The sequence below is a fragment of the Pseudazoarcus sp. NS34 genome, assembly GCF_059703725.1.
Genome location: NZ_BAAKIZ010000003.1, coordinates 630,228 through 656,507, shown reverse-complemented (window position 1 = coordinate 656,507; position 26,280 = coordinate 630,228). Strand labels below are relative to the sequence as shown.

At 65.7% G+C, this 26,280-nt stretch carries 23 protein-coding genes and 1 tRNA gene; 23 read left to right on the top strand and 1 reads right to left on the bottom strand.

Annotated elements, in window-relative coordinates; all coding sequences use genetic code 11:
- The 12 genes from ispG (at position 1) to AC6H0N_RS13115 (ending at position 12,014) form a co-directional block, all read left to right on the top strand.
- Entirely contained in the window at positions 1 to 1,266 is a 1,266-nt protein-coding gene (gene ispG, locus AC6H0N_RS13170; protein WP_497574570.1) for a flavodoxin-dependent (E)-4-hydroxy-3-methylbut-2-enyl-diphosphate synthase, read from the top strand.
- Entirely contained in the window at positions 1,263 to 2,564 is a 1,302-nt protein-coding gene (hisS, locus tag AC6H0N_RS13165; RefSeq protein WP_497574569.1) for a histidine--tRNA ligase, read from the top strand. Before ispG ends, hisS begins: the two co-directional genes overlap by 4 nt.
- Complete coding sequence (locus AC6H0N_RS13160) at positions 2,551 to 3,198, top strand: YfgM family protein (RefSeq protein WP_497574568.1); 648 nt, start codon at positions 2,551 to 2,553, stop codon at positions 3,196 to 3,198. Before hisS ends, AC6H0N_RS13160 begins: the two co-directional genes overlap by 14 nt.
- Before the next feature lie 3 nt (positions 3,199 to 3,201).
- Positions 3,202 to 4,344 carry an outer membrane protein assembly factor BamB gene (bamB, locus tag AC6H0N_RS13155; protein ID WP_497574567.1) on the top strand — a complete coding sequence of 381 codons (1,143 nt, stop codon included), beginning with the start codon at positions 3,202 to 3,204 and terminating at the stop codon, positions 4,342 to 4,344.
- 20 nt (positions 4,345 to 4,364) lie between these two features.
- Complete coding sequence (gene der, locus AC6H0N_RS13150; protein WP_497574566.1) at positions 4,365 to 5,693, top strand: ribosome biogenesis GTPase Der; 1,329 nt, start codon at positions 4,365 to 4,367, stop codon at positions 5,691 to 5,693.
- An 87-nt stretch (positions 5,694 to 5,780) separates the two neighbouring features.
- Positions 5,781 to 6,017, top strand: coding sequence for an RNA chaperone Hfq (hfq, locus tag AC6H0N_RS13145; RefSeq protein WP_497574565.1), 237 nt, complete (start codon positions 5,781 to 5,783; stop codon positions 6,015 to 6,017).
- Between the two features lie 20 nt (positions 6,018 to 6,037).
- Positions 6,038 to 7,171, top strand: a complete 1,134-nt coding sequence (gene hflX, locus AC6H0N_RS13140; RefSeq protein ID WP_497574564.1) for a ribosome rescue GTPase HflX — start codon at positions 6,038 to 6,040, stop codon at positions 7,169 to 7,171.
- 29 nt (positions 7,172 to 7,200) lie between these two features.
- Positions 7,201 to 8,469 (top strand): FtsH protease activity modulator HflK, encoded by a 1,269-nt coding sequence (hflK, locus tag AC6H0N_RS13135; RefSeq protein ID WP_497574563.1) that lies wholly within the window; start codon positions 7,201 to 7,203, stop codon positions 8,467 to 8,469.
- Positions 8,469 to 9,350, top strand: coding sequence for a protease modulator HflC (gene hflC, locus AC6H0N_RS13130; protein WP_497574562.1), 882 nt, complete (start codon positions 8,469 to 8,471; stop codon positions 9,348 to 9,350). The genes hflK and hflC overlap by 1 nt, the downstream gene beginning before the upstream one ends.
- A gap of 3 nt (positions 9,351 to 9,353) precedes the next feature.
- Positions 9,354 to 9,536, top strand: coding sequence for a DUF2065 domain-containing protein (locus AC6H0N_RS13125; protein WP_497574561.1), 183 nt, complete (start codon positions 9,354 to 9,356; stop codon positions 9,534 to 9,536).
- A 5-nt stretch (positions 9,537 to 9,541) separates the two neighbouring features.
- Positions 9,542 to 10,699 (top strand): ATP phosphoribosyltransferase regulatory subunit, encoded by a 1,158-nt coding sequence (locus AC6H0N_RS13120; RefSeq protein ID WP_497574560.1) that lies wholly within the window; start codon positions 9,542 to 9,544, stop codon positions 10,697 to 10,699.
- 4 nt (positions 10,700 to 10,703) lie between these two features.
- The gene (locus AC6H0N_RS13115) at positions 10,704 to 12,014 is read left to right on the top strand and encodes an adenylosuccinate synthase (protein WP_497574559.1); all 1,311 of its coding nucleotides are present in this window, start codon (positions 10,704 to 10,706) and stop codon (positions 12,012 to 12,014) included.
- A gap of 140 nt (positions 12,015 to 12,154) precedes the next feature.
- Here AC6H0N_RS13115 and AC6H0N_RS13110 read toward each other — a convergent pair.
- Positions 12,155 to 12,239: transfer RNA gene (locus tag AC6H0N_RS13110), tRNA-Leu, on the bottom strand.
- Positions 12,240 to 12,277: 38 nt separating this feature from the next.
- On the opposite strand from AC6H0N_RS13110, the gene rnr reads away from it, so the two are divergent.
- The 11 genes from rnr (at position 12,278) to AC6H0N_RS13055 (ending at position 26,280) form a co-directional block, all read left to right on the top strand.
- A complete protein-coding gene (gene rnr, locus AC6H0N_RS13105; RefSeq protein ID WP_497574557.1) occupies positions 12,278 to 14,698 on the top strand; it encodes a ribonuclease R in 2,421 nt (806 codons plus the stop codon).
- Positions 14,698 to 15,459, top strand: coding sequence for a 23S rRNA (guanosine(2251)-2'-O)-methyltransferase RlmB (rlmB, locus tag AC6H0N_RS13100; protein WP_497574556.1), 762 nt, complete (start codon positions 14,698 to 14,700; stop codon positions 15,457 to 15,459). Before rnr ends, rlmB begins: the two co-directional genes overlap by 1 nt.
- An 88-nt stretch (positions 15,460 to 15,547) precedes the next feature.
- Entirely contained in the window at positions 15,548 to 16,822 is a 1,275-nt protein-coding gene (locus AC6H0N_RS13095; RefSeq protein ID WP_497574555.1) for a nitrate- and nitrite sensing domain-containing protein, read from the top strand.
- Positions 16,823 to 16,950: 128 nt separating this feature from the next.
- A complete protein-coding gene (locus AC6H0N_RS13090; protein WP_497574554.1) occupies positions 16,951 to 17,232 on the top strand; it encodes a hypothetical protein in 282 nt (93 codons plus the stop codon).
- Positions 17,233 to 17,572: 340 nt separating this feature from the next.
- Positions 17,573 to 19,546: an FAD-dependent oxidoreductase gene (locus AC6H0N_RS13085; RefSeq protein ID WP_497574553.1), complete on the top strand. Its 1,974-nt coding sequence runs from the start codon at positions 17,573 to 17,575 to the stop codon at positions 19,544 to 19,546.
- A gap of 9 nt (positions 19,547 to 19,555) precedes the next feature.
- Positions 19,556 to 20,998, top strand: a complete 1,443-nt coding sequence (locus tag AC6H0N_RS13080; RefSeq protein ID WP_497574552.1) for a cytochrome c3 family protein — start codon at positions 19,556 to 19,558, stop codon at positions 20,996 to 20,998.
- Positions 20,999 to 21,022: 24 nt separating this feature from the next.
- Complete coding sequence (locus AC6H0N_RS13075) at positions 21,023 to 21,592, top strand: Tll0287-like domain-containing protein (protein ID WP_497574551.1); 570 nt, start codon at positions 21,023 to 21,025, stop codon at positions 21,590 to 21,592.
- A gap of 11 nt (positions 21,593 to 21,603) precedes the next feature.
- A complete protein-coding gene (locus tag AC6H0N_RS13070) occupies positions 21,604 to 21,948 on the top strand; it encodes a c-type cytochrome (RefSeq protein WP_497574550.1) in 345 nt (114 codons plus the stop codon).
- Positions 21,949 to 21,972: 24 nt separating this feature from the next.
- Positions 21,973 to 22,347: a group I truncated hemoglobin gene (locus tag AC6H0N_RS13065; protein WP_497574549.1), complete on the top strand. Its 375-nt coding sequence runs from the start codon at positions 21,973 to 21,975 to the stop codon at positions 22,345 to 22,347.
- Between the two features lie 397 nt (positions 22,348 to 22,744).
- Complete coding sequence (cobA, locus tag AC6H0N_RS13060) at positions 22,745 to 23,497, top strand: uroporphyrinogen-III C-methyltransferase (RefSeq protein ID WP_497574548.1); 753 nt, start codon at positions 22,745 to 22,747, stop codon at positions 23,495 to 23,497.
- Between the two features lie 35 nt (positions 23,498 to 23,532).
- A complete protein-coding gene (locus tag AC6H0N_RS13055; protein WP_497574547.1) occupies positions 23,533 to 26,280 on the top strand; it encodes a nitrate reductase in 2,748 nt (915 codons plus the stop codon).

Sequence of the window (26,280 nt, the reverse complement as noted above, 5' to 3'; positions counted from 1 at the left end):
ATGAGTGAACTCGTCTCGTCCGCAGCGCGTCGGCTGACGCGCCAGGTGCGCATCGGCGGCGTTCTGATCGGTTCCGATGCCCCGATCGTCGTGCAGTCGATGACCAACACCGATACCGCCGATGTGCTCGGCACCGCGATGCAGGTGGCTGAGCTTGCACGCGCCGGCTCGGAACTGGTGCGCATCACCGTCAACAACGAAGAAGCTGCGAAGGCCGTGCCGCACATTCGCGACCGCCTGCTCGCGCTGAACATGGACGTGCCGCTGGTCGGCGACTTCCACTACAACGGTCATACGCTGCTCACCAAGTACCCGGCCTGCGCCGAGGCGCTGGCCAAGCTGCGCATCAACCCCGGCAACGTCGGTGCTGGCACCAAGCGCGATCCGCAGTTCGCGGCCATCGTCGAGATCGCCTGCAAATACGACAAGCCGGTGCGCATCGGCGTGAACTGGGGCAGCCTCGATCCGTCGGTGCTGGCGCGCATCATGGATGCCAACGCCAAGCTGGCCGAACCGCGCGACGCCGGAGCGGTGATGCGCGAGGCGCTGATCGTTTCCGCCCTCGAATCCGCTGCCAAGGCCGAGGAATACGGCCTGGCGGGCGACCGCATCATCCTGTCTGCCAAGGTCTCCAGCGTGCAGGACCTGATTGCGGTGTATCGCGATCTGGCGCGTCGCTGTGATTACCCACTGCATCTGGGGCTGACCGAAGCCGGCATGGGTTCCAAGGGCATTGTGGCTTCGACGGCGGCGCTGGCAGTGCTGCTGCAGGAAGGCATCGGCGACACCATCCGCGTGTCGCTGACGCCCGAGCCTGGCGGCAAGCGCACCGAAGAAGTCATCGTCGCGCAGGAGATCCTGCAGACCATGGGCCTGCGGGCCTTCACGCCGATGGTCACGGCCTGCCCCGGTTGCGGGCGCACCACCAGCACCTTCTTCCAGGAGCTGGCCTCCGGCATCCAGAACTACGTGCGTGAGCAGATGCCGATCTGGCGCGAAGAGCGCGACGGCGTCGAGAACCTCACGCTGGCGGTGATGGGCTGTGTGGTCAACGGCCCGGGCGAGAGCAAGCACGCCAATATCGGCATCTCGCTGCCCGGTACCGGCGAGAGTCCGGCCGCGCCCGTGTATGTGGATGGCGAGAAGGTGGTGACGCTGCGGGGTGACAACATCTCCGCAGAATTCCGCGCCCTCGTCGACGACTACGTCGCCAAAAAATATCCGAAAAAGGCGGGGCAGACCCGCTCCAGCGAAAACATTCAATGAGTCAGAACAATCTTCAGTCCGTGCGCGGGATGAACGACATCCTGCCCGGCGACGCCGAATTGTGGGAGCACTTCGAGGACATCGTCCGCGATTGGCTGCGCAGCTATGGCTATCGCCCGATCCGCATGCCCATCGTCGAGCACACGCCGCTGTTCAAGCGCGCCATCGGCGAGGTCACCGACATCGTCGAGAAGGAGATGTACTCCTTCGAGGACGCACTCAACGGCGAAAACCTCACGTTGCGCCCGGAGGGTACGGCTTCCTGCGTGCGCGCCGCGATCCAGCACGGTCTGCTGCACGCCGGTGGCCAGCGTTTGTACTATCACGGGCCGATGTTCCGGCACGAGCGTCCGCAGAAGGGGCGTTACCGCCAGTTCCACCAGATCGGGGTCGAGGCGCTGAACTTCGCTGGGCCGGACATCGACGCCGAGCTGATTCTGATGTGCGCGCGGTTGTGGGACGACCTGGGCATCCAGGACGTCGAACTGCAGCTCAATTCATTGGGCTCGGCTGACGAGCGCAAGGCGCACCGTTCGGCGCTGATTGCCTATCTGGAGCAGCATCAGGACGTGCTCGACGAGGACGCCAAGCGCCGTCTGCACTCCAATCCGCTGCGCATTCTCGACACCAAGAATCCGGCGCTGCAGGAAATCGTCGAGGCCGCACCGAAGCTGTTCGACCACCTCGGCGCTGAATCGCTTGAGCATTTCGATGGCGTGCAGCGCGTGTTGCGCGACGCCGGCATTCCATACCGCATCAATCATCGCCTGGTGCGCGGGCTCGATTACTACAACCGTACCGTCTTCGAATGGGTGACGACGAAGCTCGGTGCGCAAGGTACGATCTGCGCTGGCGGCCGTTACGACACGCTGGTTGAGCTGCTTGGCGGCAAAAGTGTGCCGGCGGCCGGTTTCGCAATCGGCATCGAGCGCCTGCTGGCCTTGTGGCAGGAGTCCGGCGGTCAGGCTGATATCCCGCAGCCCGACGTCTACGTCGTGGCGTCTGGTGCCGAGGCGCAGCGTGTGGCATTCCGTGCCGCCGAGGCCTTGCGCGGATTCGGATTTGCCGTGCTGATGCACTGTGGTGGCGGCAGCTTCAAGTCGCAGATGAAGAAGGCCGATGCCAGCGGTGCGATGCTCGCCGTGATCATCGGCGATGACGAGGCCGCAGCGGGCGAAGTCGGGCTCAAGCCCCTGCGTGGGCCGGGTGCGCAACAGCGCATCGCGCTCGATTCGTTGGCCGATGCCGTAGCCGAATATCTATTCAAGGAAGACGAGGAAGACGATGGCGCACTATGACCTCGAGGAACAGGAACAGCTCTCCCAAATCAAGGCCTGGTGGGAGCAGTACGGCAAGTACGTGACTGCCCTGATCGTGTCGGCCGCTGTGGCCTCAGTCAGCTGGCAGGGCTGGAAGTGGTATCAGGACAAGCAGGCGACCGAAGCCGCTGTCTTGTACTTTGACGTGCAACAGGCCGCCTCCGCCGGTGACGCTGCGCGGGCGCGCGATGCCGCCGGTCAGTTGGTCGAGCGCCACTCCGGCTCGTCTTACGCCGCGCTGGGCTCGCTGTTGTCGGCTGCGGTCCAGGTGGATGGCGGCGACTCGCGCAATGCACGCGCTCAGCTGGAATGGGTCGTCGACAACAGCGGGGATGCAATTCTGCGCGATCTGGCGCGTCTGCGTCTGGCCGTGTTGTTGTTTGACGAAGGCAGCCTTGATGAGGCGCTGGCACGTCTGTCGGTGGCGCCGGAAGCTTCGCTGTCCGCGCGCTATGACGATCTCAAGGGTGACGTGCTGCGCGCCGCCGGCCGAGGTGACGACGCGCGTGCGGCCTATGACGCGGCGTTGGCTGCGCTCGGCACCGAGAGCGGGCAGGCGGCGGACATGGCGCGCTCGATCATCCGCATCAAGCTCGATTCCCTGGAGTCCTGAATCATGAGGTCCATCCCCACGTCTGTGCTGTTGCTGGTTGCCGGAATCGCCCTGTCCGGTTGCTCTTCGCTCAACCCCTTCGCGGCCAAGGCGCCAAAGCCGGCCGAGCCGCCGGAGTTCCAGCCCAAGGTCGAGATGCGCTCGCTGTGGCAGGCGCGAGTGGGTGGCAGCGACGGGTATTTGTTTCAGCCGGCCGTGGTGGGGGGCTCGGTGTACGCCGCAGGTGCTGGCGGAACCGTTGCACGCATTGATGAAGGCGGTCGCACGCGCTGGAGCCGCGATGTCGGCAGCGACCTGACGGCCGGTGTCGGCAGCGATGGCCGCAACGTCGCCGTGGTTTCCTCACGCGGCGAGCTGATCGTGCTCGACGCCGAAACCGGCAACGAGAAGTGGCGCAAGCCGGCCGGCGTCGAAGTGCTCGCGCCGCCGGGAGTGTCCGAACGCACCATCGCGCTGCGCGCATCCGACAGCCGCATCCTGGGCTTCAACGCGGCCGACGGTGAGCGCCGCTGGATCTACTCCCGCAGCGTGCCGCCGTTGTCGCTGCGCGCGACAGCCGGCATGCAGGTCGAGGGCAACTTTGCCATCGTCGGTTTCCCGGGCGGAAAGCTGCTTGCGGTCAACCTCGATAATGGCGCCCCGCTGTGGGAACTGACGGTCGCGACGCCGCGCGGTGTGACCGAGCTTGAACGGGTTACCGACATTGCCGGCACCGCCGTGCTCAACAGCAGCGAAGCCTGCGCAGTGGCCTATCAGGGGCGCGTGTCGTGCTTCGATCTGCGCTCGCGCAACGTGATCTGGACGCGCGAGTTTTCGAGCAGCACGGGCCTGGATCGTGACGGCGGTATGGTCGTCATCACGTCTGCCGACGACGCCGTGCATGGTCTCGACGCCCGTAGCGGTGTCAGCCAGTGGAAGCAGGGCCCGATGTTCATGCGCCGCCTGTCGCGTCCGCTGATTGTCGGTGATGCCGTTGTATTCGGCGACTTTGAAGGCTACGTGCACGTGCTCGATCGCACTCAGGGTGGCTTCATTGCCCGTGGCCGCGCCGACGGCGCCATCGAGGCCGCGCCGCGCCGTCTGGGCGAGCGCAGCTTCGTCGTGCAGACGCGCGACGGTTCGGTGCAGGCCTTCGAGATCCAATAAGAACAACACACAAGGTCAACGTGAAACCCACCATCGTCCTCGTAGGACGCCCCAACGTCGGTAAATCGACGTTGTTCAACCGCCTTACCCGAACCCGCGACGCACTGGTTGCGGACATGCCGGGTCTCACACGCGACCGCCACTACGGCATCGGCCGAGTCGGTGAGCGCGATTATCTGGTCGTGGATACGGCCGGTTTCGATCCGGTCGTGAAGGCCGGCATCATGCATGAGATGGCGCAGCAGGCTGAGCGCGCCATCGAGGAAGCCGACGTCCTGCTGTTCCTGGTCGACGGCCGCGTCGGTCTGACGCCGCACGACGAGCAGATTGCAGCGCGTCTGCGCCGTTCGGGGCGCCCCGTGCATCTGGTCGTGAACAAGGCCGAGGGCATGCGCCGCGAAGTGGTCGCTGCCGAATTTCATTCGCTCGGGCTGGGCACACCGCTGCCGATTTCGGCAACCCATGGTGACGGCGTCACCCAGGTCATCAATGATGTGCTGGCGCCGTTCCCGGTGGATGGCGAGGGCGACGAGGATCCGTCCCGCGGGCCACGCATTGCCATCGCGGGCCGCCCCAACGTCGGCAAGTCCACGCTGATCAACGGCCTGCTTGGTGAAGAACGCGTCATCGCCTTCGACCTGCCGGGGACCACCCGTGACGCCATCGAAATTCCGTTCGAGCGTGGTGGCCGCCATTACACACTGATCGACACGGCCGGCCTGCGCCGCAAGGGCAAGGTCTTCGAGGCCATCGAGAAGTTCTCGGTGATCAAGACCCTGCAGGCCGTCGAGGAAGCCAACGTCGCGGTGCTGGTGCTGGACGCCGCGCAGGACATTGCTGACCAGGACGCCCACATCGCCGGTTTCATCGTCGACGCCGGTCGTGCGCTGGTGGTGGTCGTGAACAAGTGGGATGCCATCGACGATTACCGTCGCGAGACGGTCAAGCGCGATATCGAGCGCAAGCTCGGCTTCCTGTCGTTTGCGCGCTTCCACTATGTGTCGGCGCTCAAGGGCAGCGGTCTGGCCGCGGTCATGAAGTCCGTCGATGCCGCTTACGCGGCCGCCATGGCCAAGCTCGCCACGCCGCGCCTGACTCGCGTGCTGCAGGCCGCCCTCGTCAAGCAGGCGCCGCCGCGTGCCGGCGTGTTCCGCCCCAAGCTGCGCTATGCCCACCAGGGCGGCAGCAATCCGCCGATCGTCGTGGTGCACGGGTCTGCGCTCGATAAAGTGCCGGCGGCGTATGTGCGCTATCTTGAGCGGACGTTCACCGAAGCCTTCAAGCTTCAGGGCACTCCGTTGCGGGTGCAGTTCAAGACCGCTCACAACCCGTATGCGGACAAGACCTGAACTCCTGCGGGGGGACGCTGTCATTGTGGTGCGGCGCACCATGCTATGCTGCAGCCTCATAACAAAACCAATGCTCAAGGAGCAAAAATGAGTAACAAAGGGCAGCTACTACAAGACCCGTTCCTGAACACTCTGCGGCGTGAGCACATTCCCGTGTCCATCTATCTGGTCAACGGCATCAAGCTGCAGGGGCAGATCGACTCCTTCGACCAGTACGTCGTACTGCTCAAGAACACCGTTACCCAGATGGTGTACAAGCACGCCATTTCCACCGTTGTGCCGGCCCGTCCCGTCAGTATTCAGCAGGACGGCAGTGACGCCTGATTCCGTTCTGAGCACTTCCCATGTTTGATCGGCCTCAGTCCGGCGAGCGGGCCATTCTCGTCCAGCTCGATCTCGACCAGGGCATGCTCGAAGATCGCCTGGCCGAAACCCGTCTGTTGATCGAGAGTGCCGGCGGCAGCGTCGAAGGCGTTGTCGGCGGCCGGCGTGCGCGGCCCGATCCGGCACTGTTCGCAGGCAAAGGCAAGGTCACCGAGATCGAGCTTGCACTGACTGCCGCCAAGGGCGACCTGGTGGTGTTCAACCACATCCTGTCCCCGGCGCAGCAGCGCAACCTCGAGCGCGTTCTGCAGTGCCGCGTCATCGACCGCACCGCGCTGATCCTCGACATCTTCGCGCTGCGTGCGCGTAGTCACGAGGGCAAGCTGCAGGTCGAGCTGGCTCAGCTCAGTCATCTGGCGACGCGCCTGGTGCGCGGCTGGACTCACCTCGAGCGCCAGAAGGGTGGTATCGGCCTGCGTGGTCCGGGCGAGAAGCAGCTCGAGACCGACCGCAGACTGCTCGGTGTGCGCGTCAAGGCACTCAAGGAGCGCCTCGCCAAGATCGAGAAGCAGCGCAAGGTGCGCCGCCGTGGCCGCGATCGTCGGGAAGTGCTGTCGGTATCACTGGTGGGCTACACCAATGCCGGCAAATCAACCTTGTTCAATTCGCTGACCAAGGCCGGCAGTTATGCCGCAGACCAGCTCTTCGCAACACTCGATACAACCTCGCGGCGCCTGTACGTCGGGCCGGTCGGCGATGTCGTGCTGTCGGATACCGTCGGCTTCATCCGGGATCTGCCGCACGCGCTGGTTGCTGCATTTCATTCCACGCTGGAAGAGACTGCCAGCAGTGATCTGCTGCTGCACGTGGTGGATTCCGCGAGCCCCGAGCGCGAAGCCCAGATCGATGCGGTGAACGACGTGTTGCGCGAGATCGGCGCGGGCGATGTTCCGCAGATCATGGTCTTCAACAAGATCGATCTGACCGGCGCCCCTGCGGCGGTCAATCGGGACGAGTGTGGTAACATCGTGGGCGCTTTTTTGAGCGCAGCAAGCGGCGAGGGCGTGCCCCTGCTGCGCGATGCTTTGGCCGAAGCAGCGCAACGCGTCAGTGCTGCAAATGACCGGAACGCAGTTCCGGACATGATGGTCTGAACGCCTTTCAATCTGATACGGGTCTCCCAATGTCACTGAATGATCCTCGCTGGGGTAACAACCAGGGGAACGACGACGATCGGCGCGGCGGTGACCGCGGCCGTGGCGACAATCAGGGTCCGCCGGACCTCGAAGACGTCTGGCGCGACTTCAACCAGAAACTGTCGGGCATGCTTGGTGGCAAGCGCGGCGGTGGTTCCGGTGGCAACGGTGGAAACGGAAGTGGTCCGAAGATGCCGAATTTCGGGTTCCGCCAGATCGGCGGCGGCCTGAGTGCCCTGCTGGTTTTGCTGGTGGTGGTGTGGCTGGCGAGCGGTTTCTATACCGTCGATGCCGCCGAGCGAGGCGTGGTGCTGCGTTTCGGCAAGCATATCGAAACCACCGAGCCTGGCCTGCGCTGGCGTATCCCGTATCCGATCGAGACCCACGAGATCGTGGACCTGTCGGGTGTGCGTACGGTCGAGGTGGGCTATCGGGGATCGGACCGCAACAAGGTCCTGCGCGAGGCGCTGATGATCACCGAGGACGAGAACATCATCAACATCCAGTTCAGCGTCCAGTACATCCTCAAGTCGCCGGAAGATTACGTATTCAACGTCCGCGTGCCGGACGAGTCCGTCATCCAGGCTGCCGAAACCGCAATGCGCGAGATCGTCGGCAAGAGCACCATGGACTTCGTGCTGTATGAAGGGCGCGAAGAGATCGGTGCGACGGCCCATGCGCTGATGCAGCAGATTCTCGACCGCTATCAGTCCGGCATCCTGATCAGCCAGGTGATGATGCAGAACGCCCAGCCGCCCGAGCAGGTCCAGGCCGCGTTTGAGGACGTCGTGCGGGCGCGTCAGGACCGTGAGCGCCTGCGTAACGAAGGTGAGGCCTACCGTAACGATGTGGTGCCGCGTGCGCGTGGTACGGCCGCACGTCTGTTTGAAGAGGCCAGCGCCTACCGCGAACGCGTGATCGCGAATGCCGAAGGTGAGGCGTCGCGCTTCACGCAGGTCTATGAGCAGTACGCCAAGGCGCCGCGCGTGACGCGTGAGCGTATGTACATCGAGACCATGCAGCAGGTGCTGTCGAACACCAGCAAGGTGATGATCGATGCCGACAACGGCGGCAATCTGCTGCTGATGCCGCTCGACAAGCTGCTCGGGCAGAGCGGAGGCTCGGCCGCGATGAGCGAGAGCCAGCGCTCGCAGCAACCCACCAGTCCGGTAGCCGGCGTACACCAGAGCCAGCCGATTCCGCTTGATCCGCGCGATCGCGATGCCATGCGCACGCGCGATCTGGGAGGCCGTTGATGAACAACCGCATTCAAATCGTCTTCGGCGCACTGATTCTTGCTGGCGTGCTCGCCTCGATGACGCTGTTCACCGTCGATGAGCGCCAGTACGCAGTGGTGTTCCAGCTCGGCGAGGTCAAGGAAGTCATCGACGAGCCGGGCCTGAACTGGAAGATGCCGCTGATCCAGAACGTGCGCTTCTTCGATCGCCGCATTCTGACCATCGATACGCCTGAGCCCGAGCGCTTCATCACGGCCGAGAAGCAGAACGTGCTGGTCGACCATTTCGTCAAATGGCGCATCATTGATCCGCGCCTGTACTACGAGTCGGTGGCCGGCGATGAGACGCGTGCGCGCACCCGTCTGCTGCAGACCGTGAATTCCGGCCTGCGTGAGGAATTCGGTCGTCGTACCGTGCCGGAGGTTGTCTCGGGCGAACGCGATCTGATCATGGAAAACATGCGCGTGCGGGCCGATACCGATGCGCGGCTGATCGGCGTGCAGATTCTCGACGTGCGTCTCAAGCGGGTGGATTTTCCGACCGAGGTTTCCGAATCGGTATACAGCCGCATGGAAGCCGAGCGTAAGCGTGTCGCCAACGAACTGCGTTCGGAAGGTGGTGCGACGGCCGAGCAGATTCGCGCCGACGCCGATCGTCAGCGCGAAGTCATCATCGCCGAGGCTTACCGCGAAGCGCAGAAGGTCATGGGTGAGGGCGATGCCAGTGCAACCCAGATCTACGCCAATGCCTTCCAGAAGGATTCCGAGTTCTACGCCTTCTACCGTAGCCTTGATGCCTACCGCAGCACCTTCACCAACAAGAGTGACGTGATGGTGGTCGACCCCAGTTCGGAATTCTTCAAGTACCTGAAGAATTCGGGCGGAGCGAGACGTAACTGATCCATGGGCACGTCCCTGTTGATGGCCTTCGCGCTGATGTTGATCCTCGAAGGCCTTCTTCCTTTCGTCGCGCCGGCTCGCTGGCGCGAAGCTTTTTTGCAGATCGCCCGTCTTGCTGACGGGCAGATCCGCTTCGTCGGCCTCACCGCGATCGCGGCCGGCGTATTGATCCTGATTCTGGTGTGACAACGATGCGCTGGGTTCTCCCCGACTACATCCAGGACGCGCTGCCCGAAGAGGCCGGCGCGATTGAGCAGCTGCGCCGCAGCATGCTCGACGCCTTCCGTCTGCGCGGCTATCAGCTCGTGCAGCCGCCGCTGCTCGAGTATCTCGATTCGCTGACCACTGGCGCTGGCCAGGATCTGAGTCTGCGCACCTTCAAACTGGTCGATCAGCTCTCCGGTCGGACCATGGGGGTGCGTGCCGACATGACGCCGCAGGTCGCGCGCATCGATGCTCATCTCATCAACCACAGCGGCGTGACGCGGTTGTGCTACTGCGGCAGCGTACTGCACACCTTGCCGCACTCGCTGACCGCAACGCGCGAGCCCATCCAGCTCGGCGCTGAGCTGTATGGCCACGCCGGCATCGAAGCCGATGTCGAGATCATCCGGCTGCTCGCCGATGTGATGACGCTGGGCGGCGTCGCGGCCCAACGGATCGATGTCGGGCACGTTGGGCTGTTCCGCGCCCTCGCGGCCGGCGCCGGGTTCGACGCTGCGCGCGAAGAGGCGCTGTTCGATTTGCTGCAGGCCAAGGATGTGCCGGGGCTGGCCGAGATGCTTGCCGATGTCGCCGAACCTCAGCGCTCTGCGCTGCTGGCGCTGCCGCAGCTCTATGGCGGGCGCGAGGTGTTGGGGCGCGCGGCCGAAGTGCTGCCGGCCCTGCCCGAGGTGCGCGCGGCGCTGGCCGAACTGGCCCGGCTTGCCAGTCAGCTCGGCGATCTGCCCTTGTCCTTCGATCTGGCCGATCTGCGCGGTTATCACTATCACAGCGGCGTCGTGTTCGCCGCCTACGCCGGCGGCTCGGCCGCGGCGCTGGCGCTGGGCGGGCGTTATGATCGCGTCGGTGAGGCTTTCGGGCGCGGCCGTCCGGCCACCGGATTCAGTCTGGATTTGCGCGAGTTCGCGCATCGCATGCGCGGCGAAGCGATGGCGAGCGCCATTCTTGCGCCGCTCGATGGCGATGCTGCACTGATCGAAAAAGTCGCTGCGCTGCGTGCGAGCGGCGAAATAGTCATCAATGAACTGCCCGGCCACACGGGCACTTGGAAAGCGGCCGGCTGCGACCGGCAGCTGGTCAGGGGTGCGGACGGCTGGACCGTTACCGCCCTGCAGGGAGAAAGGTAAGAACATGGCAAAGAACGTAGTCGTCGTCGGTACCCAGTGGGGCGACGAGGGCAAGGGCAAGATCGTCGACTGGCTGACCGATCACGCGGATGGCGTGGTGCGCTTTCAAGGCGGCCACAACGCCGGTCACACGCTGGTCATTGGCGACCAGGAGTACAAGCTCAACCTGGTGCCCTCGGGCATCGTGCGCGAAGGCAAGGCCTGCTACATCGGCAATGGTGTGGTGCTTGATGCGCACCACCTGCTGTCCGAGATCCGCAAGCTCGAAGCCGGCGGTCTCAAGGTGCGTGATCGCCTGCGCATCAGTCCGGGCTGCCCGCTGATCCTGCAGTATCACGTCGCGCTCGATCTGGCGCGCGAGGCCGCGCGGGCGCCGGCCGACAAGATCGGCACGACCGGCAAGGGCATCGGCCCAGCCTACGAAGACAAGGTCGCGCGCCGTGCGCTGCGCGTGTACGACCTGTTCGACCGCGAGCGTTTTGCCGCCAAGCTGCGCGAAAACATCGAGCACCACAACCACGTACTGGTCGGCCAGCTCGGCCAGCCGCCGGTGGAGTTCGAGCCCGTATTCGAGCAGGCCATGGCGGATGCTGACGAGATCCGTCCGATGGTCGCCGACGTTTCGGCCGAGCTGTATGCGGTCAACAAGAACGGCGGCAACCTGCTGTTCGAAGGCGCACAGGGCGTGCTGCTCGACATCGACCACGGCACCTACCCCTTCGTGACCTCCAGCAACTGCGTGGCCGGTCAGGCCTCGGCCGGTTCGGGCGTAGGGCCGGGGCGTCTGCATTACGTACTGGGCATCACCAAGGCCTATTGCACGCGTGTGGGTGCGGGCCCGTTCCCGACCGAGCTGGACATCGAAACTGCTGCCACTCCGGGCGAGCAGATGTCGACCAAGGGGCGTGAATTCGGCACGGTCACCGGGCGCAAGCGTCGTTGCGGCTGGCTCGACATGGCGGCGCTCAAGCGCTCGATCATCATCAACGGCGTGACCGGTCTGTGCATCACGAAGCTCGACGTGCTCGACGGCATTCGTGAGTTGCAGATCTGCACCGGCTACATGCTCGACGGCAAGCGTATCGACCTGCTGCCGATGGGGGCAGATGAAGTCAGCCGTTGCGAGCCGATTTTTGAATCCATGCCGGGCTGGACGACCTCGACTTTCGGCGCCAAGACCTGGGAAGCGCTACCGCAGGAGGCGCGTGCCTATCTGCACCGTATCGAGGAAATCTGCGAGATTCCGATCGACGTGATCTCGACCGGACCCGAGCGGGACGAAACCATTCTGCGTCGCCATCCGTTTGGCGCGTAACGCAGAAACGCGAAAGCCGGTCGCAAGACCGGCTTTTTCACTTTAAGCTCAACTGAAATTTACTTGAACACTTACCACTGTATGCAGCAAGCGTCGCACCAAAATGAAAAGCCGACCTTTCGGTCGGCTTTCATCAGAACTGGTGCCCAGAAGAGGACTCGAACCTCCACGTCTTGCGACACTGGTACCTGAAACCAGCGCGTCTACCAATTCCGCCATCTGGGCAAGAGCCGCGCATTATAAGCACTCAAAAGAAACTGTCAATGACGAGAAAACCGAAAAATTCAAAAACACCCGCGGCCGGGCTTTCCGCTGTCCGCCGTGCCGACCCGTTCTTCGAGCGCGAGAGCGCCGATTACGAGCAGCCGCTGCCCAGTCGCGAGTACGTCGAGCAGATCCTCGCCGAGCGTGGCGTGCCGCTGAGCTTCGAGGAGCTGTGCGAGGCGCTGGACGTGGCTGAGCACGAGGAGGAGCTGTTCGAGCGCCGTGTGCGTGCCATGGAGCGCGACGGGCAGGTCATGCGCAACCGTCGCGGCACCTTCATCCTGCCGAACAAGGCCGACCTGATCCGCGGGCGCGTGCAGGGTCACGCCGACGGCTTCGGCTTTGTCGTGCGTGACGACAAGCAGCCCGACCTGTTCCTCGGCCCCAAAGAGATGCGCGAAGTGCTGCACGGTGATCGCGTCATCGCACGCATCATCGGCACAGATCGCCGTGGCCGTCCCGAAGGCAAGATCGTCGAGATCCTGGAGCGCGGCAACACGCGTGTCGTCGGCCGCGTGCTCGACGAGCACGGCGTGCTGCTGGTGGTGCCGGAAGACCGCCGTATCGCGCAGGACATCCTTGTCGCGCCGGGCGGAAAGCGCCCGAAGGCCGGGCAGGTGGTCACGGTCGAACTGATCGAGCAGCCGACCAAGGTGTCGCAGCCGATTGGCCGCGTGGTCGAGGTCATCGGCAACTACGCCGACCCCGGCATGGAAATCGAGATCGCGCTGCGCAAGCATCAGTTGCCGTTCGAGTTCTCGTCGGAAGCCAAGGCCCAGGCGCGCAAGCTGCCCGATGCGGTGCGTCGCAAGGACCACGCCGGACGCGAGGACATCACAGAACTGCCGCTGGTGACCATCGACGGTGAAACCGCCAAGGATTTCGACGACGCCGTGTATTGCGAGCGCACGCGCGACGGCTACCGCCTGATCGTGGCGATTGCCGATGTGTCGCATTACGTCGAGCCGGGCAGTGCGCTGGATGTCGACGCGCAGGAGCGCGGCAACTCGGTGTACTTCCCGCGCCGCGTCATCCCGATGCTGCCCGAGAAGCTGTCCAACGGCCTGTGTTCGCTGGTGCCGAAGGAAGAGCGCCTGTGCATGGTGTGCGACGCCAACATCAGTTCCACCGGGGACATCGTCGATTACCGCTTCTATCCGGCGGTGATGTTCTCGCACGCGCGCCTGACCTATAACCAGGTCGCCGCCGCGCTGTACGAGGACGACGCAGATATGCGTCGCGAGCTCGCGCCGCTGCTGCCGCATCTGCAGGATCTCGACCGTCTCTTCCGCGTGTTGCTCAAGGCGCGCGCCAAGCGCGGTGCGATCGATTTCGAGACCACCGAAACGCGCATGATCTTTGACGACAACGGCAAGATCGAACGCATCATCCCGGAGACGCGCAACGACGCCCACCGCCTCATCGAGGAATGCATGCTGGCCGCCAACGTGTGCGCCTCGGACTTCCTGCAGACACGCAAACAGCCTGCGCTGTATCGTATCCACGAAGGCCCGGCGCCGGACCGCCTGGAGCGCCTGCGCGGCTTCCTCGCCGAGTTCGGTCTGGGTCTGGGTGGGGGCGACGAGCCGCGCGCCAAGGACTACGCCAAGCTGCTCGAGTCGGTGAAGACGCGCCCGGACGCAGCCCTGCTGCAGACGGTCATGCTGCGTTCGCTCAAGCAGGCCATGTATAGCCCCGACAACGTCGGTCACTTCGGTCTGGCCTACGAGGCCTACACGCACTTCACCTCGCCGATCCGGCGCTACCCCGACCTGCTGGTGCATCGCGCCATCAAGGCCGCGCTGGCCGGCAAGCAATACACGCCGGGTGATTGGGAACAGGTTGGCCTGCACTGCTCGGGTACCGAGCGCCGCGCCGACGAGGCCACGCGCGATGTGGTGGCCTGGCTCAAGTGCTGGTTCATGCAGGACCGTGTCGGCGAGGAATTCACCGGCAGCGTGTCCTCGGTCGTGCCGTTCGGCCTGTTCGTGGCGCTCGACAACGTCTTCATCGAAGGCCTGATCCACATCTCCGAGCTCGGCACCGATTACTTCCACTACGACGAAACCCGCCACGAGCTGGCCGGCGAGCGCACCAACATGCGCTACCGCCTGTCCGACCGCGTGCGCGTTCAGGTTGTGCGCGTCGACCTGGAAACCAGCAAGATCGATTTCCGCATGATCGACGGCGAGGGCGAGCGTCCGACCGAGCGGCGTGGTAAAACGTCGCGCGAACGCGAAGCCGCTGCTCCGCGCCCCGAGGACGCAGCACCGACCCCGCGCAAGGGTCGAGGCCGTTCGCAGAGCACCGCCTCGCGCGGCAAGGCGGCCGCAGCGCCGGCAGCGCCTTCTCCCAAGGGGGCAGAACCCAAGAAACGTAGCCGTCGCGCCGGATCGCGCGCTGGCAAGAAAGGAAACTGATGGCTGACAACGAACATACGCGCGCGCGCGAAAGCCGCCTCATCTACGGCTTTCATGCCGTACTCGGCAAGCTGCGGCGCGACGCCGGCGGCGTCTTCGAGCTTTATCTGGCCGACAGCCGCACCGACATCCGTGCGCGCGAGGTCAACAAGATTGCCGAAGCCGAAGGCGTGCGCATCATCCAGGCCGACAACGAACGCCTCGAACGCATGGTCGGCACGCGCCGTCACCAGGGCGTGGTCGCGCGCGTCGACGCCAAGACGCGCGAGATCAAGCTGGCCGACGTCCTCGACACCATCGAAGGCGACGCCCTGCTGCTGGTGCTGGACGGCGTACAGGACCCGCACAATCTTGGTGCATGCCTTCGTGTTGCCGACGCAGCCGGCGCGCATGCCGTGATCGCCCCGAAAGACCGCGCTGTCGGCCTCAACGCCACCGCCATCAAGGTCGCCAGCGGCGCGGCCGACAGCGTGCCCTACGTCACCGTCACCAACCTCGCCCGTGCCCTGCGCGGGATGCAGGACGCTGGCGTGCGCGTCATCGGCACCACGGGGGATGTCGACAGGTCCCTGTTCCAGGCCGATCTTTCCGGGCCACTGGCCCTGGTGCTCGGCTCCGAGGGCGAGGGCATGCGTCGCCTTACGCGCGAAACCTGCGACGAGCTGGTGGCCATTCCGATGCACGGCAGCGTCGAGAGCCTCAACGTATCGGTAGCGAGCGGCATCTGCCTGTTCGAAGCCATTCGTCAGCGCGGCCGCTAACCCGGCACGCATATTGCTGAGGCCGGGTATTCCCGATACATGATCGGGCGTGTCCGGCCATGCCGTTCCGCCCCGGAGGTTTGCCGGCATGCCTGCCGCGCTCAAATTCCTGCTTGCCGCCCGCCGCTGTGAAATTCACGGCCTCGAACAGCTCGCGCTGACCTGCGAGCTGGTCAGTGCCATTGGCCAGCTCATTCACATGCTGCAGCGTGAGCGCGGCGTGTCCAACGTGTTCGCGGTGTCCCGCGGCGCGCGTTTCGACGATCAGATCGCCAGCCGCATCGCGGATAGCGAGGCCGTCGAGGCCACCGTGCGCGCCGGCTTCGACCGGCTCGATACCGAGACCGGCCTGTTGCCGGGCGGCGCGCGCCTGTTCAGCCGCATCGCTGCCGTCGTGCACTGGCTCGACGCGCTGCCCGACCTGCGCCAGCGCGTGAGCGCGCTTGAACTCACCCCGGAAGAAATCATCGAGGCCTACACGCGCCTGATCGGGGGGCTGCTGGCCGTGGTGTTCGAAGCGGCCGACAGCGCCGGTGACCCGGACGTATCGCGGGCCCTGGTGGCGCTGTTCAACTTCATGCAGGGCAAGGAGCTGGCCGGTCAGGAGCGCGCCACCGGCGCGGCCGGTTTTGCGCTGGGCGATTTCGACACCGCCCGTCAGCACCGGCTGGTGCATCTGATCGAGGCCCAGCAGCGCTGCTTCGATGTTTTCTCGGAATTCGCCGATGCGACGACGGTGGCGATCTGGCGCGATGCGCTGCCCGCCACCGAACTCGCCGAGCTGGAACGCCTGCGTCGCAAGGCGGTGTCGCCCTCCGTGCAGGCCGATGTCAGCGACGGCAGCGAGATCTGGTTCCAGCTCACGACCCGCCGTATCGACGTCATGAAGCAGATCGAGGATCGGCTTGCCGTCGAGTTGTTGCATCTGGCCGAACGCAAGACCGCCGAGGCCTGCGCCGCGCTGGACGACCACGCTGCCGTGCTGGACACCTTCATGCGCGAAGATGCGCCCACGGCCGCGTCAATGAGCATGTTCCCGCCTGCGCAAGAGGCCGAGAGCGAAGCCGAGGCCGGCCGTGTCGGGCTCGGCCGTTCGGTGTTCGACCTGTTGCACGAGCAGTCACGTCGCCTGCAGGAGATGGGCGATGAACTGGCGCGCGCGCGCGGCGCGCTGGCCGAACGCAAGATCATCGAGCGCGCCAAGGGGTTGTTGATGGAGCATCGCGGCCTGACCGAGGATCAGGCCTACCGCATGTTGCGCCAGACAGCGATGGATCAGGGGCGGCGTCTGGTGGAGGTGGCCGAGGCCGTGATCGGTTTCTCCGGCATCCTCGGCAACGAAGGCTCGGCGCGGCGCGGCTGACCCGGCCCGCAAGCTGCACACACTCGGTGCGTCGAGCGTGCGGAGCGCCCGCTGCGGGTGCATGGCCGTTTGTCTGAAATATAAATATGTTTAGTAATCAACGGCTTGTGTTCTGGCACGCATGATGCATGAAGGGTGTCGACCGGATCTACATCGTTCGGTCGGGTGGCGGTCCCCCAGACCGCTTCGGCACCGGAATGCAGATGCTTCGATTTACTCCTGCTCAGCGCGTCCACGCCGTCTGCGCTTTCGTTGTCCCCATCGTGCTCGTGCTGATGGTGGCCTGGAATGCGCCGCGCCCGTCTGCTGATCAAACCGACGACTGCGCAAGCCCGATGAGTCAAGCCGACGATCCGCAGTTGATGCAGTCGCATTGCCTTGAAGCGCCGCAAACTGGCGCGCGTCTCTGACGCCGGTTCTCCAGCAGTCCTGTCACGAAAGGCCGCACCGCTCGCGTGCGGCCTTTTTGTTTTTGCACTGCAGCAGTGCGAAAAAGATCGTCTTGTCACATCAAACACGCTCCTGAAATTCTGGCGACTTCGCCTCGAAGCCGCTTCTGTAGCTGCGTTTGAGGTGTAACGCGGTATTTCTGGCATGCAAACTGCTAGATATGCAGCGAGCAGGATCAATGTGGATCGTGCATCGCAGCAGTACCCGGTAGTAACAGGACAACGGCGTCCATCCTTCAGTCGGCCACTGCGCGCCGGCCGCGGATGGTCGCCGTTTTTTCATTCCGGCAGGAGCTCGTAGATGAATGCCCGCCAGTCAGTGCCCGACAGTCCGTCTGTGAGCGCCCCCGTCGTTGTCATCGGCGCGGGCCCGGCCGGCGTGCGCGCGGTGCAGGAGCTGGTGCGCTGGCAGCCGGATGCGCCGATCGTGTGGTACGGCGACGAGAGCTGGCTGCCGTACAACCGCATCAAGCTGTCCTCTCTGCTGGCTGGCGAGATTTCGTGGGACGCACTGGTCGATGGCGGTAACGGCGGAGCGCCCGTGCCGCCCAACGTCGATTGCCGTTTTGGTCTGCGCGTGGCGTCGATCGACCGCGAGACGCGCAGCGTGCGTGATGCCTCCGGCGGCGAGCAAGCCTATTCCAGCGTTGTGCTGGCAACCGGCTCGTCGCCGCATGTGCCGGCCATTCCGGGTATCGAGCTGTCGGGCGTATTCACCTTCCGCGATCTGGCCGATGCCCAGCGTCTGCAGGCGCGCCTGGTGCGCTCGCGTGTGACGGTGGTCATCGGCGGCGGGCTGCTCGGGCTGGAGGCGGCGCGTGCCGTGCGCCGCTTCAACACCGAAGTGTGGGTGATCGAGCAGGACGACCGGCTGATGCCGCGGCAGCTCGACATCGGCGCCGCCGAGGTGCTCAGCGCCGAGATGCGCGAGATGGGCCTGAACATCCGCGTCAGCGATGGCGTGCGCGCCATTTTGGGTGACGGGCGTGTTGCCGGCGTGCGCTTGCGCGACGGCAGCGAGATCGCCTGTGACACGGTGATTGTCGCCACCGGCATCCGCCCGCGCGTCGAGCTGGCGGTCGCAGCCGGACTGCCGGTGGGCAATGGCATCCGTGTCGATGACCGGCTGCGCACGGCCGACCCGCACATCTTTGCGGTCGGCGAATGCGCGGAACACCGCGGCAAGGTGTACGGGCTGGTCGCGCCGGGTCTGGAGCAGGCGGCTGTTGCGGCCGGCGTCATCAGTGGCGTGTCGGCCATCTATGAAGGCTCGGTGTCGGCCACCAACCTCAAGGTCATGGGCTGCAAGGTCTTCAGCATCGGTGAGGTCGACCCGGTCAGCACCGCCTCGCTGACGCATTCCGTCGTGTATCGCGCGGCCGGGGTGTACCGGCGCCTGAGCCTGCGTCAGGGGCGGTTGGTCGGCGCCATCGGCGTCGGTGACTGGCCCGAGCGCTCGCGCGTGCAGGAAGCCGTGCGCAGCGCGCGCATGGTGTGGCCGTGGCAGCGCAGCCGCTTTGCGGCCGAAGGGCGCGTGTGGGCGGATGACGCCGGCGACGAAGTCGCGCTGTGGCCGGCCAGCGCCACCATCTGCAACTGTACGGGCGTGACCAAGGGGCGACTCGAAGCGGCCTGTCGCAGTGGCTGCAGCAGCGTCGAGGCGCTGTCGGGCGAGACCGGCGCGGGCAGCGTGTGCGGCTCCTGTAGACCCTTGCTCGCGCAGCTGCTCGGCGGCGCGGCCGTGCCGGCCGTGCGCGCGGCCAAAGCCCTGGCGGTGGTCACGCTGGTGGCGCTGCTCGGCGCGCTGTTCTATGCGCTGGTCGGCATTCCCTTTCCCGAATCCGTCGATCCCGATTTCCGCTGGGATCTGATCTGGCGCGACAAGGACATCAAGGAAATCAGCGGTTACGTGGTGCTCGGCGTGATGGCGGCATTGGCCGTCATCACCCTGCGCAAGCGCGTCGAGCGGGTGCGCGTGGGCAGCTTCGATGTGTGGCGTCTGGTGCACGTCGTCATCGGCGTCGTGCTCATCGCCGGCCTGCTGTTCCACACCGGCGGGCGGCTTGGCTACAGCCTTGATCTGGTGCTGAGCCTGTCGGTGGTCGCTGCGCTGCTCTCGGGTGTCGTCATCGCCGCCGTGCTGGCACGCCAGCACGTGCTCACGCCGGGGCTGGTGCGACGCACCCAGCGCGCGGCGACGCTGGCGCACATCCTGAGCCTGTGGGTCCTGCCTGCGCTGCTCGGTTTCCACATCTTCAAGTTCTACTACTTCTGAGCGGCAGCCATGAGCGCATCGAAACGCAAACTCCGGATGTGGCTGCTGTGGGGCGGTGTGACGCTGGCGCTGGCGGGCCTGGTGTTCGCGGCCGTGGCAAGCATTGCCTACGGGCGGGTTGATCCGCTCAGCCTGCAGTTGCGCGAGCTGATCCTGCCCGGACAGACCACGCACGGCCACCACCAGATCGAACTGGCCTGCGATTCCTGTCACACCGGCGGTTTTGCGGATCGCGACGAGGTGCAGGCCTCGTGCGAGGGCTGTCACGCCGCCGGCCTCAAGGCGGGGCAGGATTCGCACCCGCGCAAGAAATTCACCGATCCGGCCAACTTCGAGCGGCTGGAGGCCATCGACGCGACCTACTGCGTGAGCTGTCACGTCGAGCACAAACCGGACATCGCGCACGCCGGCGGTGTCACGGTGCCCAAGGATTTCTGCGTGTTGTGCCATGCCGACATCGCCGAGACGCGCCCCAGCCACGCCGGCATGGAGTTCAACACCTGTGCCAACAGCGGCTGCCACAGCTATCACGACAACCTGTCGCTGAAGGAAAACTTCCTGCTCGACCACGCCGACGTCGGCTTTCTGAAGGACGACCCGCGTGTGCGTGAGCGCCGCCTGCTGCAGGTGCTCGAAGAGTCCGAAAGCTACCCGTGGGACGACTACCCGATCGAGCAGCTGTCTGCATCGGATGCCGACCACGACGCCTCGTTGGCCGACCCACATGCTGAGGCCGCGTGGCTGGCCTCGAAACATGCCGGCGCCGGCGTCAACTGCAGCGCCTGTCACCAGGTTGGATCGAAGCGTGAACCGGAATGGGTGGCCAAGCCCGATCACACGCCGTGTGCCAACTGCCACGGTCTGGAGGTCGAGACCTTCCAGACCGGCCTGCACGGCATGCGGCTGAAAACCGACCTCGGGCCGATGACGCCGGCGGATGCACGCCTGCCGATGAAGGGCGATGCCGCCCACTTCGAACTCGGCTGCACGAGCTGCCACGGCGCGCATGACTTCGACACCGGTCGCGCCGCCGCCGAAGCCTGCATGACGTGCCACAACGACGAGCACACGCAGGCCTACCGCGACAGCCCGCACCACGCGCTGTGGCAGGCCGAGCTGGCCGGCACCGCCCCGGCCGGCAGTGGCGTGTCGTGCGCGAGCTGCCACATGCCGCGCATCGAGCACATCGGCGACGACTTCTCGCGCCGCACCCTGGTGCAGCACAACCAGAACGCCACGCTGTTCCCGGCCAGCAAGATGGCCCGCAGCGTGTGCCTGAACTGTCACGGACTCGGCTTCGCGCTTGATGCGCTGGCCGACCGTGGCCTCGCGCAGCGCAATTTCAACGGTCGCCCAGCGGACGCGGTGGACAGCATCCGCATGGCCGTCGAGCGCGATCGCCAGCTCACGCAGCAGCGCGAGGCACAGAAAGAAGCACCCCCCGAGCAGTAACCATCCTTGATCAGGAGAGCCACCATGAAAGCCATGCAACTGAAGAAAGCCGCGGTCGTCGTCAGTGTTCTTGCCGCCGTCACCGCGCCCGCCATCGCCCAGCAGAAGGGCTGGACCTACGAGCAGGTTGCCGATGCACTGCACCTGGTGCTCGAAACCGACCGCACCGTCTACACCCGCCTCATCGTCAACCGCCTGGCCAACCAGGAGAAAGTCATCGAGGCGCACGAAGACTGGTTGGAGAAGAAGGCGCTGGTGCTGCCGGCGCAGATGTTCCGTGCCGGTTCCGAGATGGTCGCCGAGAAGGGCGCGAAGTGGAGCTACCGCCTGATCTCCGAGTGGCCGATCAACGACCAGAACGTCGCCCGCACGCCGGCCGAGACCGAAGGCCTCAAGGCCGTGGCGGCGAATGGCGCCAAGCCCTTCTACAAGGAAGAGACCATCGGCGGCACCAAGTACTTCACCGCCGTGTACGCCGACCGCGCGATCGCCAAGGCCTGTATCAGCTGCCACAACGACCACAAGAGCAGCCCGCGCACCGATTTCAAGATGGGTGAAACCATGGGTGCGGTGGTGCTGCGCCTGCCGATGTAAGAGGCGCCGCGATGACTGCCACCGCTTCCGCCCGCCTTGTCGGCGTCGCGCTGGCCGCATCGTCCCTGCTCGCCGCCTTTCCCGCCGCCGCCGAGGTGTCGGGAAAGGCGGTGTGGGAGGGCACTTGCGCGCTATGCCACACCGAACCCCTGTCCGGCGCACCGCAATTCGGTGACGCCAGCGCCTGGGCACCGCGCATCGCCAAAGGGCGCGAGGCCTTGTATGCCAGCGCGCTCAACGGTTTCTTCGGCCCCATGGGTGACGAGATGCCGGCGCGCGGCGGCAACGACAGCCTCAGCGATGTCGAGGTGCGTGCTGCCGTTGATTACATGCTCGCGTCTGCCGGCGCGAAATAAGCACTTTAATTCCAAGGAGCCATCATGGCCGAAGCCAGTCTGTACCAGAAACTAGGCGGCATGCCTGCCGTCAATCTCGCCGTCGACAAGTTCTACGACAAGGTGCTTGCCGACGACCGCATCAAGCACTTCTTTGTCGGCGTCGACATGAACCGCATGCGCGAACACCAGAAGAAGTTCCTGACCTTTGCCTTCGGCGGAAGCTCCGGCTACGACGGCAAAAACATGCGTCAGGCTCACGCTGGTCTGGTCGCCAACATGGGCCTCAACGACACGCACTTCGATGCCGTGGTCGAGAACCTTGCCGCCGTGCTTACCGAACTCGGTGTGCCTTCTGAATTGATCGGTCAGGTCGCCGATGTTGCCGAATCGGTGCGCGACGACGTGCTGTGCCGCTGAAGTACCACTGCGGCGCCAAAGCCCCGTCCCAGGACGGGGTTTTTTTTTGCGTTCTGCACCTGACGGGTGCAGGGCGTGGCCGGTCTGCACTGCATGCGTGCGCGCAGCCGCTTCACCGCTGCGAGAGTGGCGGAGCGAGCAGCGGGATGAGCGTTCGAATGAGAGCGCGTGCGTAAGCGCCAATGCTGGCACGCCTCATGCTTTGATGAATTCAAGCGCGGGTCGAAGTCGACCTGCTGCAGGGAACAGGACAACGGCGTCCATCCCGGTGCTGCGGCGACAAGCTGCGGTTCCGTGATGCGGCGCCTTTTTTGTTTTGTTGCCGTGCCGACGATCTGAGCATCGAAACGAATCATCCAGGCCTGCGTGAAATGCGCAGGCTGTGCGGGAGAAACACATGAACAAGGTCTACCTGGTTGGAGCCGGTCCCGGAGCGGCCGATCTGCTGACATTGCGGGCCGCGCGTCTGCTGACGGAGGCTGCCGATGTCGTGCTGGTCGACGATCTCGTGTCGGACGAGGTGCTGGCCATGGTGCGTCCCGGCGCGCGCGTGCTGCGCGTAGGCAAGCGTGCCGGCCGGCCGTCGACGCCGCAGGCCTCGATCCATCGCCTGATGGTGCACTTCGCCAAACGTGGGCGGGTAGTGATCCGGCTCAAGGGCGGCGACCCCTGCGTGTTCGGTCGTGCCGGCGAAGAGATCGAGGCGCTTGCCGCCGCCGGCATCGGTGCCGAGATCGTGTCCGGCCTGACGGCCGGCATCGCCGTGCCGGCGGTGGTCGGTATTCCGGTCACGCACCGCGCCCACACCCACGGTGTGACGCTGGTTACCGCTCACTGCGCCGATGGCTCCGGGCCGGACTGGCGGGCCTTGGCGGCGGCGGGCACGACCTTGGTGATCTACATGGGGCTGGCCCGCGTGCTGACCATCGTTGCACGTCTGATCGCGGCCGGGCTGTCGCCGCGTCTGCCGGCCGCGGCCATTGCGTCGGGCACGCTGGCCGCGCAGCGCACGGTCACCAGCTGTCTGGCCGAGCTGCCCGAGCGCATCGCGGCCGAGGGGCTCACGGCCCCCACCATTCTCGTTATCGGCGAAGTCGCCGCCTTCGCGCACAGCGCCCATGACCATGCCCGTATGGGCGTGGCGGCGTGAGGAGCGTGACGATGGATCGAGCGGAGATCATTTTGATGAAACCCGAACACAAGGCGGGCGAGACGCGTTCCACCTGCTGTTACTGCGGCACCGGCTGTGGTGTCGTCATCGAACATGCGGCAGGCGTCATTACCGGCGTGCGCGGCGACCCCGAACATCCGGCCAACTTCGGCCGTCTGTGCACCAAGGGCGCGACCCTGCACCTGACCTCAGGCACGGCCGGCCGGGCGTTGCACCCCGAGCTGCGCACCTCGCGCGACGCGCCGCGGGTGCGCACCGACTGGGACACCGCGCTCGACACCGCCGCCGACCGCTTCGCCGACATCATCCGTGAGCACGGTCCGGATGCCGTGGCCTTCTACATCTCCGGCCAGTTGCTGACCGAGGATTACTACGTCTTCAACAAGCTCGCACGTGGTCTGGTCGGCACCAACAACATCGATTCCAACTCGCGCCTGTGCATGTCGAGCGCGGTGGCCGGCTACAAGCACACGCTCGGTGCCGACAGCGTGCCGACGAGCTACGAAGACCTTGCGCTGGCCGACCACCTGCTGATCGCCGGCTCGAACACCGCGTGGGCGCACCCCATCGTGTTCCGCCGCATCGAGGACGCCAAGCGGGCCAACCCCGATCTGTTCATCACCGTGGTCGACCCGCGCCGCACCGAGACGGCCGACTTCGCCGATCTGCACCTGCAGATCGCGCCCGGCACCGACCTGCTGTTGTACAACGCGATGCTGCACGTGCTGCTGTGGGACGACCTGATCGACCGCGACTTCATCCGCAACCACACCAGCGGCTTCGACGATCTGCGCACGCAGTTGGCCGAATATTCCCCCGGCAACGTGGCCGCAGCCTGTGGCGTGGATGCCGCGCACATCATCGAAGCCGCGCGTCGCTTCGGCAAGGCCAAGGCCGCGCTGTCGATGTGGTGTCAGGGCCTCAACCAGTCGCATCACGGCGTAGCCAACAACGCCGCGCTGATCCACCTGCATCTGGCCACCGGGCAGATCGGCCGCCCCGGCGCCGGCCCGTTTTCGCTGACCGGCCAGCCCAACGCCATGGGCGGGCGCGAGGTCGGTGCGCTGGCTTCGATCCTGCCGGCCCACCGCGACCCCAAGAACGCCGAAGACCGTGCCGAGGTCGCCCGCCTGTGGGGGGTCGAGTCGCTGCCCGAGAGCCCTGGTCTGGCGGCGGTGGGTCTGTTCGACGCCATTCACGCGGGCAAGGTCAAGGCTGTGTACATCGCCTGTACCAACCCCGCGCAGTCGCTGCCCGACCTCTCCGGCGTACGTGCGGCGCTGGAAAAGGCCGAGTTCGTCGTCCTGCAGGAAGCCTATGCCGACACCGAAACCTGCGAGTTCGCCGACCTCTTGCTGCCGGCCGCGGGCTGGGGCGAGAAATCCGGCACCGTGACCAACTCCGAGCGCCGCGTCACACGCGTGCGTCCGGCCATCGAACCGCCGGCCGAAGCGCGGCCGGACTGGGCCATCACCGCCGATTTCGCGCGTCGTCTCGCCCAGCGGCTGGACAAGCCCGCAGCGCTGTTCGACTTCGCTTCCGAGGCCGAGATCTTCGCCGAACACGTTTCGCTCACCGCCGGGCGCGATTGCGACATGAGCGGCCTGAGTCACGCGCTGCTCGAAGCGCAGGGGCCGCAGCAATGGCCCTTTGTCCCCGGCGCGACGTCCGGCAGCGTGCGGCTGTTCGAGGATGGCGTGTTCCCAACGCCGGACGGCCGCGCGCGTTTTGCGCCGATCGGCTTTCCGGTCAAGCATTCGCCCACCCCCGAGGCAGCCTCCGCGCGTCGTCCCTTCATGCTCACCACCGGGCGTCTGCGCGATCAGTGGCACGGCATGAGCCGCAGCGGCAAGGTGCCGCAACTGTGGGGGCACACGCCGCGCGCGGCGATCGGCGTGAACCCGGTTGATCTGGTGCGCCGCAACCTCAACGCCGGCGAGCTGGTGCGCATCACCGGCGAACGCGGCGAGATCGTGCTGCCACTGGACGCAGATGAGGGCGTGGCGCCCGGCCAGGCGTGGATTCCGATGCACTGGGGCGCGTCGACGCTGGCCCATGCCGGCCCCAACGTGCTGACCTCAAAGGCCGTCGACCCGGTGTCCGGTCAGCCCGCGCTCAAGCAGGCCGCGGTCGGCATCGTGTCGGCCAACCTGGAATGGCGCGCGGGCTGGGCTGCCGTAGCCGTCGATGCGGCCGAGGCGGTGGCGTGGATGGGCGCGGTGCGTCCGCATCTGGCGCAGTTCGGCTATGCGGCACTGAGCCTGACCGGGCGTGAGCGGCCGGTGGTGGTGCTGCGCGTGGCCAACGGCTGGGCGCTGCCCGAGGCCATGCTGGCGCCGCTCGATCGCGTTTTTGGCTGCGGCGAGGCGGACCCGATCCTGCGCCTGTCCGACCACAAGCGGGGCATCGACAAGCGCGCCCGCATTGCCGACGAACGCCTGCTGGCGGTGCGTCTGGCCGGCGAGGCGGCGGCCTTCGAGTGGCTGGTGGACACCATGGTGGCGAATGCCGACATCGGCCCGCTGCGGCCGTGGCTGTTCGCGCCGCTGGCCAAACCGCCGCAGGGCGCCGCCGCCACCGGGCGCACCGTGTGCAACTGCTTCGGCGTGTCGGAGAGCGCGATCAAAGAGGCTGTTGCTGGCGGTGCCGACCTCGGCCGCCTGCAGGCCGAACTCAAGTGCGGCACGTCCTGCGGCTCGTGCCTGCCCGAACTGCGGCGCATCGTGCGCGCCGGCGAACCACAAACGACGTCAAGGAACTGA